The sequence below is a fragment of the Halorubrum sp. SS7 genome (assembly GCF_005435055.1).
Taxonomy (GTDB): domain Archaea; phylum Halobacteriota; class Halobacteria; order Halobacteriales; family Haloferacaceae; genus Halorubrum; species Halorubrum salinarum.
The window spans coordinates 1-13163 of the sequence record NZ_SGXV01000011.1; the positions used below are offsets into that span (position 1 = coordinate 1).

Annotated in this window: 10 protein-coding genes; 8 read left to right on the forward strand and 2 right to left on the reverse strand. The window is 70.2% G+C overall.

Translation table 11 applies throughout. The features are described 5' to 3' along the window. From EXE44_RS11170 to EXE44_RS11205, 8 genes are all read left to right on the forward strand, one after another. Positions 1-531 (forward strand): molybdopterin-guanine dinucleotide biosynthesis protein B (locus EXE44_RS11170; RefSeq protein WP_137717197.1); only part of this gene is annotated, 531 nt, incomplete at its 5' end. Continuing rightward, the gene (locus EXE44_RS11175) at positions 528-2072 is read left to right on the forward strand and encodes a P-loop NTPase (protein WP_137717198.1); all 1545 of its coding nucleotides are present in this window, start codon (positions 528-530) and stop codon (positions 2070-2072) included. The genes EXE44_RS11170 and EXE44_RS11175, both read left to right, overlap by 4 nt. Before the next feature lie 279 nt (positions 2073-2351). After that, the gene (locus EXE44_RS11180) at positions 2352-5876 is read left to right on the forward strand and encodes a molybdopterin-dependent oxidoreductase (protein WP_137717199.1); all 3525 of its coding nucleotides are present in this window, start codon (positions 2352-2354) and stop codon (positions 5874-5876) included. Positions 5877-5909: 33 nt separating this feature from the next. After that, entirely contained in the window at positions 5910-7100 is a 1191-nt protein-coding gene (locus tag EXE44_RS11185) for a 4Fe-4S dicluster domain-containing protein (protein WP_137717200.1), read from the forward strand. 7 nt (positions 7101-7107) lie between these two features. Next, positions 7108-8196: a molecular chaperone gene (locus EXE44_RS11190; RefSeq protein ID WP_137717201.1), complete on the forward strand. Its 1089-nt coding sequence runs from the start codon at positions 7108-7110 to the stop codon at positions 8194-8196. A gap of 78 nt (positions 8197-8274) precedes the next feature. Further along, complete coding sequence (locus EXE44_RS11195; protein WP_121561476.1) at positions 8275-9261, forward strand: transcription initiation factor IIB family protein; 987 nt, start codon at positions 8275-8277, stop codon at positions 9259-9261. A gap of 102 nt (positions 9262-9363) precedes the next feature. Beyond that, a complete protein-coding gene (locus EXE44_RS11200; RefSeq protein ID WP_137717202.1) occupies positions 9364-10692 on the forward strand; it encodes an Nre family DNA repair protein in 1329 nt (442 codons plus the stop codon). 57 nt (positions 10693-10749) lie between these two features. After that, complete coding sequence (locus EXE44_RS11205; protein ID WP_137695146.1) at positions 10750-11004, forward strand: preprotein translocase subunit TatA; 255 nt, start codon at positions 10750-10752, stop codon at positions 11002-11004. 330 nt (positions 11005-11334) lie between these two features. Here the strand turns inward: EXE44_RS11205 and EXE44_RS11210 are convergent, their stop codons facing one another. Beyond that, positions 11335-11631 carry a hypothetical protein gene (locus EXE44_RS11210; RefSeq protein ID WP_137717203.1) on the reverse strand — a complete coding sequence of 99 codons (297 nt, stop codon included), beginning with the start codon at positions 11629-11631 and terminating at the stop codon, positions 11335-11337. A 389-nt stretch (positions 11632-12020) separates the two neighbouring features. Continuing rightward, positions 12021-13019: a radical SAM protein gene (locus tag EXE44_RS11215; protein ID WP_137717204.1), complete on the reverse strand. Its 999-nt coding sequence runs from the start codon at positions 13017-13019 to the stop codon at positions 12021-12023. Positions 13020-13163: the final 144 nt, after the last annotated feature.

Here is a 13163-nt window from a genome sequence, read left to right on the forward strand (position 1 = left end):
CGCGGACCAGCCGCGAGAGCAGCCCCTTCTGTCGCCGAGCGGCTCGTCGACGCGTTCGCCGCGGCGGGGCGGCGCGTGGCGACGGTGAAGTCGATCCACCACGCCATCGAGCCGGACGAGCCGGGGACCGACACCCACCGCCACCGGACCGCGGGCGCGGCGGCGACGGTCGGGATCACGCCGCGACACGCCTTCGAGGTCCGCCCGCACGACCGCGGCGAGAGCGGCGACGAGGGTGAGAGCGGCGACGGCGGCGCGGACGCCCGGAAGCGCGCCGCGCTCCGGGACGCGCTCGACCGCTTCGCGGCGGCGGGGTACGACCTCGTGGTCGTCGAGGGGTTCGCCGAGGTGGCCGTCCCGACGGTCCTCGTCGGAAACGCCGACCCCGAGCGCGTCGCGGGCGAGGTCGTCGCCGACGGCGACGAGCCGTTCGACGCGGTCCGCGAGGCGGTCCGCGCCGTAGGCCCGCCGGAATCGCTCGGCCGAGCGCAGGCGGCCGAACCGACCGCGACCGACACCGACCACAGATGAACGACGACACGCGCGACGAGACGGAGGCACCGGACGTGACGAACGACGAGTCGGAGCCCGAGGCCGACGGCGCCGACGGCGGGCCGCCGGGCGTCGAGACCCGCGAGGCGCCGCCGACGGACGACCCGAACCGGAACTACCGCCCGATCGACTTAGAAGAGACCGGGAAGGGCGCACTCCCGCGGAACCACCCGGCGCTGGGGGAAGGGGGCGGTCCGCAGGGGGGCAGTCCCCCGGGCGGCGCGAGCGGCCCGGGCGGCGGGTCGCCGCCCGACGCTCCGGTCGAGACCGACCTCCCGGACGCGGAGCGGATCCGGAACCGGATGGTCCGTGAGATCCGGTCGATCGACACGCCGCGCGGCGACCCCGTCTCCGCCGAGGTGCTCGCGGACCTCGACGTCGGCGACGGCGTGGTGACGGCGACGCTCGACGCCGGTGGTCTCGACCCCGCGGTCGCGACCGCGGTCGGCGAGCAGGTCCGCGGGGCCGGGCTGGCTATCGACGGCGTCGACCACGTCCGGATCGAGAGCCCGGAGCGGAGCCGCGTCGAGGGCGAACTCAGCCCGGAGGGGGTCGAGCACGTCCTCGCGGTCGCGGGCGCGAAGGGCGGCGCGGGCAAGAGCACCGTGACGATCGCCCTCGCGCGGGCGCTCCGCGACGCCGGCCTCGACGTCGGCGTGTTCAACGCCGACTTCCAGGCGCCGGACCTCACCGAGTACCTCGGCGCGAGCGACCCGGTGGTCTCGACGCCCACCGGGCGCCCCTCGCCCGCGTACGCCGACGGGATGCGGATCGTGAGCATCGACCTCGTCTCCGGGGACCGCCCGACCGCGTGGCGGGGCGCGATGACCCACGACGCGCTCGCGGACCTGCTCGGCGAGGCCGTCTGGGGCGACCTCGACGTGCTCCTCGTCGACCTCCCGCCGGGCGTCGGCGACGTGGCGCACACGGTGTTCTCGCGCGTCCCCGTCGACGGCGCGGTCGTCGTGACGACCCCCTCGGACGTGAGCGTCCGGAACGTCACGCGGACGGTCGGCCTGCTCGACGCCCGCGAGGTGCCCGTCGCCGCCGTGGTCGCGAACAAGGTCCGCGCGGGCGACGCGGTCGACGACGACGGCGGGGCGGCGGGCGACCGCGACCCGGCCGACCTCGTCGCGGAGGCGACCGGCGACCCGCCGCTCGTCTCGCTCCCGTTCGACGGTGCCCTCCGCGACCCGGCCGGGTTCGCGTTCGACGCGCTCGGCGAGGCGACCGCGGGCGGCCTCGACGACCTCCGGAGCGCGGTGACCGGGTTCCTCGACGAGGCCGGTCCGGACGTGCCCGACGACGCCGTCGACATCAGCGGCCTGCCGGACCGCCTGCGCGAGCAGCAGGCGCTCATCGAGGCGGGCGCGGCCCCGGACGGCCCGCGGCCGCTCCTCGTGGACCGCGGCGACGACCGGGTCGGCGAGGCGCTCGGCGACGAGTTCGCGGTCGAGGTCGAACCGGTCGACGACGACCGCTCGGTGGTCCGAGTCGAGGGCGAAGCCGGGTCGGTCTGAGCGGCCCGCGGGTGTCTTTTCGCGTCGCGTGTCCTCGGGAGGCAAGCGAGCGAGGAACTCCCGGACTGAAGCGAGAAGCGACGCGGACCGCGGTGCGACGCGCTCGATCGTTTAAGTGATTCACCCCGAAGGGATTCGCCGGAGTGTAGGGGAGTAGGAACGCGAGAGCCGTTATAATCGCCCGGCGGCCCATCTTCCGGGCGCGATGACCAGGAACCGATCGGTCCGGTACGGGGGGCGACGATCCGACACCCCGGCGGTTCGATGGGGGTGGTCCGGATGAGTCGCGCCGACGACGAGGAGAGCGACTACGAGGTGAGCCGGCGCGACGTGTTGACCGCGGCCGGCGCGGTCGCGGGCATCGGCGCCGCCGGCTACCTCGGGAGCACTCGACTCACGATGGGGGACGACCCCGGGCCGTTCCCGGGCCGGCGGAGCCCCTTCGAGGCGTACCCGAACGAAGAGTGGGAGTCCCACTACCGCGAGGTGTGGGACCGCGACGACTCGTTCATGCTCACCTGTACGCCGAACGACACGCACAACTGCTACCTGGAGGCCGCCGTGAAGAACGGCCAGATCACGCGGCTGGGCCCCTCGATGAACTACGGCGAGGCGACCGACCTCCAGGGGAACCAGGCCTCACAGCGGTGGGACCCGCGCGTCTGTAACAAGGGGCTCGCGATGGTCGAGCGGTTCTACAGCGACCGCCGCGTCCAGGCCCCGATGGTCCGCGAGGGGTTCCGCGAGTGGGTCGAAGAGGGGTTCCCCCGCAACGAGGACGGGTCCATGCCGGAGGAGTACGCGAACCGCGGCGAGGACGCCTTCGTCGAGGTCGACTTCGAGGAGGCGTACGACCTCGCGGCCCGCACGTTCGTCGAGTTGGCCGAGCAGTACAGCGGCGAGTCCGGCGCGGAGCGCCTGCTCGAACAGGGGTACGACGAGCGCATCGTCGAGGAGATGGACGGCGCCGGCGTCCGGTCGATGAAGTTCCGCGGCGGCATGCCGCTGCTCGGGCTGATCAAGCTGTTCGGGCAGTACCGGAACGCCAACTCGATGGCGCTTCTGGACAACTACGTCCGCGACGTCGACGAGGACGAGGCGCTCGGCGCGATGGGGCTGGACAACTACTCGTTCCACACCGACCTGCCGCCGGGCCACACGATGGTCACCGGGCAACAGACCGTCGACTTCGACCTCGCGAACGTCGAGCACGCCGACCAGCTCGTCGTCGCGGGGATGAACTACCTCACCTCGAAGATGGCGGACTGCCACTGGCTCACCGAGGCCAAGGTGAAGGGCACGAAGCTCACCGGCATCTTCACCGACTACAACGCGACCGCCTCGAAGTGCGACGAGGTCGTCACCGTCCGCCCCGCGACCGACTCGGCGCTGTTCCTCGGCGTCGCCCGCGAGCTGATCGAAAACGACCTGTACGACCCCGAGTTCGTCCGGGCGAACACCGACCTCCCGCTCCTCGTCCGGATGGACGACACCGAGCTGCTGCGCGCGAGCGACGTCTTCGCCGACTACGAGCCGGCGGACTTAGATAAGACCGAGACGGTCGCCGACGACGAGGAGCGGCCGACGGCGGGCCGTACCGACATCGCCGACCAGGTGATAGACGAGCAGCTCCGCGAGGAGTGGGGCGACTTCGTCGTCCGCAACGAGGAGACCGGCGAGCTGGAGCCGGTCACGCGCGACGACGTGGGCGACGACTTCGACGTGCCGGCGACGGTCGAGGGCGCCTTCGAGGTCGAGCTCGCAGACGGGGAGACGGTCGAGGTCCGGACCGTCTTCGACCTGATCCGCGAGCACCTCGCGGAGACGTGGGACCCCGAGAGCACCGCCGAGGTGACCGGGACCCAGCCGGAGGCGATCGAGAACCTCGCGAACGACGTGGCCGACAACAAGGAGGAGACGCTCATCCTCACGGGGATGGGGCCGAACCACTACGCGAACGCGGACCTGAAGGACCGGGCCGTGTTCCTCGTGGCGTCGCTCACCCGGAACGTCGGCTACCAGACCGGCAACGTCGGCTCCTACTCCGGCAACTACCGCGCCGCCTACTTCAACGGGCTCGAACAGTACACGAAGGAGAGCCCGTTCGACGTCGAGGACGACCCCGACGCGGACGCGACCGTCGACCAGCGGTACGACATGCACTCGGCGCACTTCTACACCAACCTCGACAAGCCGCTGAAGGTCGACGGGGAGTACTTCCAGGGCGACTCGCACATGCACACGCCCACGAAGTCGATCTGGGTGTCCGGGTCGAACTCCATCCTCGGCAACGCGAAGGGCGCGTACAAGGTCATCGAGCGGATGCTCCGGAACGGGAAGATAGAGGCGTTCTTCACCAACGAGTGGTGGTGGACGATGACCTGCGAGTACTCCGACATCGTCTTCCCCGCCGACTCGTGGGCGGAGCACAACGTCCACGACATGACCGCCTCCGTCACCAACCCGTTCATCACGACGATGCCGGAGTCGGAGATCGACCGGATCTACGACACCCGCAACGACGCCCAACACTACAAGGGCGTCGCGGAGCGGCTGGCGGAGATCACCGGCGACGACCGCTTCGTCGACTACTGGCAGTTCATCGACGAGGACGAGCACCGCGCGAAGCCGTACCTCCAGCGCATCGTCGACCACTCGAACACGGTGAAGGGGTACGACGTGGAGAACTTACTCGAAGACGCCCGGCAGGGGACGCCCGCGATCATCATGACGCGGTCGTACCCGAAGCACGTCGGCAACGAGCAGACGCTCGACGACGACCCCTGGTACACGAAGACCGGGCGGCTGGAGTTCTTCCGCGAGGAGCCCGAGTTCACCGAGGCCGGCGAGAACATCCCGCTCCACCGGGAGCCGATGGACGCGACGCCGTACGAGCCGAACGTCATCGTCGACGACAGCGACAGCCCGGTGATAGACCCCGAGACGCCGGACGACCGCGGGTGGGACGGCGACGAGGTCGAGGACACCAACGACCGGCAGGTCCGGAACGTGGTGCGCTCGCCGAACGAGCTCACCGACAGCAGCCACCCGCTCAACGACCTCGACCAGGGGTACGAGTACGTGTACATGACGCCGAAGTACCGCCACGGCACCCACTCGTTCGGCAGCGACCTCCCGAACATCGCGGTGTGGTGGTCGAACTTCGGCGACATGACCCGCCGCGACCAGCGGCAGCCGTACTTCGGCGAGGGGTACATCGAGATGAACCCCGCCGACGCGCTCGCGGAGGGGCTCACCGACGGCGACTACGTGTGGGTCGACGCCGACCCGCAGGACCGCCCGTACCCCGACTGGGAGGCGAGCGACGACTCCTACGACGTCGCCCGCGCGATGATGCGCGTCCGGTTCCAGCCGAGCCTCCCGCAGGGGGTCACCCGCAGCTGGATGAACGTGACCAACGCCTCCCACAAGTCGGTGGCGGCGACCGAGAGCCGCGACGACGGGATGGCGAAGGCCGAGGACACCAACTACGTCGGGATGTACCGGCAGGGGGGCCACCAGTCGGCGACGACGACGTGGCTCCGCCGCACGTGGCTCACCGACACGATGCCGCGGAAGAACCTCGCCGGGCTCAACCTCGACGACGGGTTCGAGCCCGACGTCCACGCCGCCAACGGCGCCCCGAAGGAGGCGTTCGTGAAGGTCGAGAAGGCCGCGGACGGCGGCGTCGACGGCGAGGGCGACTGGCGCCCGGTCGAGGAGGGCGTCCGCCCGACGAACGAGGACGAACGGATGGAAGAGTACCTCGCGGGCGGCTTCGTCGGCCGCTCGGAGTCCGACTGACCGACCACACACCGACACCACCACACCAGACCAATGCCAACCGTCTACAACTGGCAGATCGGCCGCGAGATGGAGTACCCCTACGCCGAGAACCGCCCGGACCGACAGTGGGGGGCCGTCTTCGACCTCAACAAGTGTATCGCCTGCCAGACGTGTACGCTCTCGTGTAAGACCACCTGGACCCACGGCGAGGGCCAGGAGCACATGTTCTGGAACAACGTCGAGTCGAAGCCGTACGGGGCCCACCCGCTCGGCTGGGACCAGGAGATCTTAGACCGGCTCGGCGTCCAGGAGTGGGGCTCCGACGGCGTCTACGACGGCGACACAATCTGGGAGGCGAACGACGTCGACTGGGAGGAGACGAGCCCGACCGAGGAACACGTCGCCAACGAGGGCCACGTCGCGAGCTACATGCCCGACGACGCCGACTGGGCGCACCCGAACCTCGGTGAGGACGAGCCCGCGGGCGAGGCGTTCGCGGGCGACACCCACATCGAGGGCGAGGAACACCCGATGTGGTTCTTCTACCTCCCGCGGGTGTGTAACCACTGTACGTACGCGGGCTGTGCCGGCTCCTGTCCGGTCCAGGCGATCTACAAGCGACAGGAGGACGGGATCGTCCTCATCGACGAGGAGAGCTGTCAGGCGCAGCTCCAGTGCGTCCAGGCGTGCCCGTACAAGAAGTCGGTGTTCAACCAGGCGAAGGGGAACTCCCAGAAGTGCGTCGGCTGTTACCCCAAGGTCGAGCAGGGGCTCGTCCCGCAGTGCTTCGAGAACTGCCTCGGGAAGATCCGCCAGCACGGCTGGGTGAACCCGCCGGAAGAGGCGGACCCGACCAACCCGATCGACTACCTCGTCCACGAGGCCGAGGTGGCGCTGCCGCTGTACCCGCAGCTGGGCTTGGAGCCCAACGTCTACTACATCCCGCCGATCAACGTCCCGGACGACTACCTCTTCCAGATGTTCGGGCCCGGCGTCGAGGAGGCGAAGGAGACGTACCGCCGCGCCCGCGACGGCCGCGCCGACCAGCGCAAGCTCCGCGGCCTGCTCCACCTGATGGGCAGCACGGAGTGGCGCATCGAGGAGTTCGAGGTGACCGAAGACCAGGCGATCGGCTACGACGCCGACGGACGGACCGTCGCGAAGGTGCCGATGGAGGAACCGCGCGCCGAGCGCCCCAAGTTCGAGCAGGGGGTCGACGCCTACCGGCTCGACGTGACGTGATCCACCCATGAGCGATACCGACGCGACCCACGACGATCCGCCCGTGGGCTGGGGCGGGAACCTCTCCTCCGCCTCGGAGCGCGACGTCCACCGCGGGCGGCTCTACGAGGCGCTGGCGACCGCGTTCGACCGCCCGCGGGGGACCGCGGCCGACGCGGAGCGCGACCCGGACCCGACCGTGCTCGGGGAGGTGATCGGCGAGGCGGCCGCGGCCGTCGCGGACGGCGACGCCGACGGCGACGACGGCCGATCGGATCTGACCGGCGCCGCCGCGGCGGTGGCCGACCGCCTCCCGGACGACCCGACGGCGCTCGAACGCACGTTCGCGCGGACGTTCGGCGTCGAGACCGACGGCGCGGTCGACCGGTACGAGGTGGCGTACGCGCCCGGCGGCGTCACGGTCAACACCGATCGGATGGCGGACGCCGCCGGCTTCTACCGGGCGTTCGGCCTGGAGAACGCCGACGGCGCGCGCGACCGGGCCGACGCGATATCGGTCGAACTGGAGTTCTGCTCGCACCTCGCGGCCCAGCGCGCGTACCTCCGCGAGGAGGGCGACGGGACGGGCGTCGAGCGCGTCACGGACGCGACGGCCGCGTTCATCGAGGACCACGTCGGCCGGTGGGTGCCGCGGTTCGCGGCCGACGTGCGCGAGGCGGCCGACGGGGGCCCGTTCCCCGCGCTCGCGGACGTGCTGGAGGCGTTCGTCGACCGGGAGGCCGACCGCTTCGGCGTCGATCCCGAGGTGTTCGAGGCGCGGCCCGACGGCCCCGTCGAGAGCCTGACCGGCGTCGACACCGACGCCGACGGGCGGCTGAACGTCAGCTGCGGCGCCGGCGGCGGCGCCGACGCGAGCGGGCCGGCCGACCACCCGGCGGCGACCGGCTGCGGCGCCGCCGGCCGCGAGGACTTCACCGGCTCGCCCGGCCAGCGCGCCGCGACGCCGACCGCGGGCCGGGGGACGCCCGAACCGAGCGACGGGGCGTCGGAACGGCCGGGTGGCACCCCCGATCCGGAGCAAGAAGGGACCGCCGGCGCCGCGGACGACGACCGCTCGGCCTCGGAGGGGCTCCCGAGCGAGCCGCCGTCGGGGTGAGCGCCGCGAAAGTCCGTGCTACTCACCCCCATGGTAACGAACTTTTAAGTTAAACCGATTGGATAGCATATAAATGCGATGACACGGCCCACCCGGCAACGGGATCACGACCGGCAGCGCGTGGGGGACGAGGACGCCGAGGAAGCGGAGATAGACATCGAGGACGTCGACGAGTTGGACCCCGAGGACTTCGATCCGGAGGACCTCACCCGGACGGCCGACGGGGAGCTGATACACGAGGAGACGGGGATGATCATCGAGGACGAACAGATCGATCCCGGCCCGGAGTGGCGCGCGTTCAACCACTCGGAGCGGCAGGAGAAGTCGCGCGTCGGCGCCCCGACGACGAAGACGATGCACGACAAGGGGCTGACGACGACCATCGACTGGAAGGACAAGGACGCCTACGGCCGCTCCATCTCCTCGAAGAAGCGGTCGCAGATGCACCGCTTACGGAAGTGGCAGGAGCGAATTCGGACGAAGGACGCGGGCGAGCGAAACCTCCAGTTCGCGCTCTCCGAGATCGACCGAATGGCCAGCGCGCTCGGCGTGCCGCGCTCGGTACGCGAGGTCGCCTCCGTCATCTATCGCCGCGCGCTCAACGAGGACCTCATCCGGGGGCGCTCGATCGAGGGCGTCTCCACCGCCGCCCTGTACGCCGCCTGCCGCAAGGAGGGGATCCCCCGCAGCCTCGAGGAGATCTCGGAGGTCTCGCGGGTCGACCGCAAGGAGATCGGCCGGACGTACCGCTACATCTCCCAGGAGCTCGGCTTGGAGATGCGGCCGGTCGACCCGAAGAAGTACGTCCCGCGCTTCTCCTCGGAGCTGGAGCTCTCCGAGGAGGTCCAGTCGAAGGCCAACGAGATCATCGAGACGACCGCCGAGCAGGGCCTCCTCTCCGGGAAGTCGCCCACCGGCTACGCCGCCGCCGCCATCTACGCCGCGTCGCTGCTCTGTAACGAGAAGAAGACCCAGCGGGAGGTCGCCGACGTGGCGCAGGTCACCGAGGTCACCATCCGCAACCGGTACCAAGAGCAGATCGAAGCGATGGGCATCCACAGTTAGGCGGCCTCGGTCCCGCGGTCCCTCTACTTTCCCCTCTCTGCCGTGCTGAACGGCGCCCGCGCCGGAAACGTTCAAGCCGGTGCGCCGCCAACGCCGATCCGAATGCGGCTCGACGAGTTCATCGAGTTCGAGGCGAACGAGCGCGCCGAGCGGCGGCGCCTCGCCGCGGAGAAGGACTACGGCATCCTCGATCACCTCGACTCCTTCGAGCGGCGCTTCGACGAGCACGTCTCCGACGACGCCGTGGTCGGCAGCGTCTCGCCCTCCATCTTCGTCGGCCGCGCGGACTACCCGAACGTCTCGACGGGGCTGCTCTCGCCGGTCGGCCGCGAGGAGCGCGCGGAAGCGTTCGAGACCTCCGCGGCGTGGTACGACGAGGGCGTCTCGATTTCGGACGTGTTCGACCGCCGGACCAGCCTGCTCAACTCGACCCGCGGCGTCGACGTCGCGGACGCGGGCGCGACGGGCGGGGCGAAGTCGGTCGGCACGGGGGACGGCCCGGCCGAGAGCGTCCACGACGCGTGGGACGGCTGGCTGGGCGTCCAACGCGAGGTCGCCATCGCGGACCGCCCGGTCGACGTGGAGATCGGGCTCGACGGCAGCCCGGACCTCGACTTCGAGGTGGGGACGGAGGACATCAAGACGCCGACCGGGCCGCGCGCCGCGGCGCAGCGCGCCGACCTCGGCGAGAACCCGCACGTGCCGCGCCCGGTGAAGAAGACGCTCGAAGACGACGACTGGCGCGCCGAGGGCGCGATGACGTACCTCTACCGCCGCGGGTTCGACGTGTACGAGATCAACACGATCCTCTCGGCGGGCGCGCTGGGGCGCGGCGAGAACCGCCGGCTCGTCCCGACGCGCTGGTCGATCACGGCCGTCGACGACACGGTCGGCCAGTTCCTCCGCGGCTCGATCCGCGACAACCCCGCGGTCGATCGGATCGAGGTCCACCGCAACGAGTACCTCGGCAACGCCTTCTGGGTGATCTTGGTCCCGGGGCGCTGGGAGTACGAGCTCGTCGAGATGAAGTCGCCCGGCTCCATCTGGAACCCCGACCCCGAGGCGGGGGTGTACCTCGCGGCCGCCAGCGAGGGGCGCGAGGGCCGGACCGGCTACGTCGAGGAGACGGCGGGCGCCTACTACGCGGCCCGGCTCGGCGTCTTAGAACACCTCGACGACCGCGGCCGGCAGGCGAAGGCGCTCGTCCTCCGCCACGTCTCCGACGACTACTGGGGGCCGGTCGGCGTCTGGCAGGTCCGCGAGGCCGTCCGGAACGCCTTCGACGGCGAGTTCGGGGCCGCGGAGACATTCGGCGAGGCGGTCCGCGGCGTCGCCGACCACCTCCCTGTCTCGCTGGGTCGCCTCCGGCGGAAGTCGACGCTCGCGGCCGGGCTCCAGGCGAACCTCGCGGACTTCGTCGACGCGGACTGAGCCGCGGAGCGACCCCTCCCCCGATCAGCTTTAGTCGCGCCGTCGAGTGGACGGCACATGGTCTCTCTCGTCCCCGCGTTCGGCGGCGTGCCCGGCGGTCCGGAGCTGATAATCATCATGATCATCGCCGTGCTCCTCTTCGGCGTGCCGCTCGTCCTCGTCGCGGGCGCGGTGGTGTACCTCACGACGCGCTCCGACGACGGAGGGGCGGACGCCGACCGAATCGCCGAACTGGAGGCGGAGGTCGAGCGCCTCCGCGAGCAGGTTGGCGACGAGGGGGACGACCTCGAGGAAGAAAAAGAGAGCTCGTGAGCGGCCGAAACGGTCGGCGCGTGCCTGCGAGGTCGCCTTGCGGCCGAGCAGCACGCGCGAGGGAGTCGGTGGCCCGGAGCGAAGCGGAGGGCCAGCGACGAGGCTGGGGAGGCGTGAGGCGCTGTGCGGGGCGGGACTCGAAGGGGCAGTCGCGAGGGCGCCGCAGACGACGTAAGCACCGCAGGGAGCGAACGGAGTGAGCGACTGAGGAGCGCAGCGAGTGTGCGGCGCCCTCGCGGCTGGGGCTTCGAGGGTGTCAGCACTGTCTACGAGGTCAATCAATTATAAGTAGATGACAGGGAAACGAGGTCGCTTCCCACGGCCGTCCGCTCAGTCCTCGGCCCAGTAGTACAGCTCCTCGCGGGGCGCGTCGCAGTTCGGGCAGTTCGCGGGGAGCTGGTCGCCGATCTCGCCCATTTCGCCGCACTCCCAACAGCGCCACATGACGTACGCGGTGCCGAACACGTCGCGCGCGTCGGTGAGCGTCAGCGTGTCCGTGCCCGACGGCGACGCGACGTAGAAGCCGTCGTCGTCGACCCCGCGGATCGAGCCGAGCCGCTCCCCGTCCTCGTTGTACACCGCCTGTCCGATGCTCACGTCGGCGAATACGGGTTTTTCGGAGGCCATACGCGACCGTACGTGTTTATCACTTATAATTGTGATAGTAGGGGGCACGACGCGGACAGGATATCGGACCACTACTCGATGGAGAACACCGTCAAAGCCCCAGCCGGGAGGACTCGCGCGGCTTGTTGCGCTCCTCGTCACTCGCTCCGCTCGTTCCTGCGGTGCTTACTGCGCCGTGCTTCGTCCTCCCGACTGCCCCTTTGAGTCCCGCCCCGCACAGCACCGCGGCCTCACGCCTCCCCAGCCTCGTCAGTCGCCGTCGCTCCGCTCGGCGACTGACTCCCTCGCACGCGCTGCTCGGCCGCAGGGCGGCCTCGCAGGCGCGCGCCACCGCCGTTCCTGCGGGTAAGCACCGGGAATCTTCGTCAGAAGAATCGGACCGCGCCCGCTCAGGCGACCGGGGTGCGCTCGACGACCGTCCCGTCGACGGTCGGGTACTGCTCGACGATCTCGCCCTCGTCGAGGTCGCCGTCCTCGACCATCTCTTCGAGCAGCCACCACGCCACCTCGACGTGGTTCGACTTCACCGTGTAGAACTCCTCGGGGACGCCGAGCGCCTCGAACCGCTCGGGGTCGGCGAACGCCTTCCCGTAGACCAGAGTCCCGTCGTCGGTCACCTCGTCGAACTCGCGGCGGATGTTCCGCGCCATCCGCTTGAGGCGGTTCCGGTGCTGGGCGGCGTCTTTGAACACCGACGTACAGAAGTACACCTTCTCGTGGCTCGCCATCTCTTCGAGGATGGCGTCGTCCTTCGACCCCTCGACGGCGGACATGTGGCCCTCCTGGAGCTCGAACCCCTCCTCTTGCATCCGGCGGTAGTTCCCGTCGGACATCTCGAACTCGTTGATGTTACAGAACTCCGCGGCGCCCTCGTCTAAGAACTCCAAGAACTCCGGTTCCGCGCGGATGCCGGGGATCTCGAAGGCGGGCGTGAGCCCCTCCTCGCGGGCGATGTGGAGGATCTCCTCCCACTCGGTGCCGTGCATGTCGCCCCACATCTCCAGCGGCGGGTGGAAGCGGATCTCGTCGAGGCCCGCCTCCGAGAGGCGACGCATGTTCTCGCGGCCGCCCGTGATCCCGGTGTAGAGGTGGGTGTGGTGGTCCTCGCCGAACTCGTCTTTCAGGAGTTCGAGGTACCGGGTCGTCTTCGCCATCGCCTCCTGCGGCTCGCCGCCGGTGATCGAGGTGCCGAGCGCGCTCATGCGCTTTGCCTCCTCGATCACGTCCTCGTCCGACTCGACTTTCCGCTCGTTGGCGTACACGTCGGTGACGTTCTTCCGGTTCTCTCCGAGGGGGCAGTAGAAGCAGTCCCGCTGGTCGCAGTACCCGTAGACGAAAAGCACCATCTTCCCGCCGTTGGCGCACTGTTCACAGCCCTTGGAGATCATCTATCCCCCTCTACCGGCCGCGACGTGAAAAAGCGTGCGAAGCGCGGAGTCGGGCGAGAGCGGTTGTCACGGCGGCGTGACGGGACGACCGAACGGGCGGCGGTCCGACCCGCCCGAACACAAAGTATGTACCCCCGCCGCCGT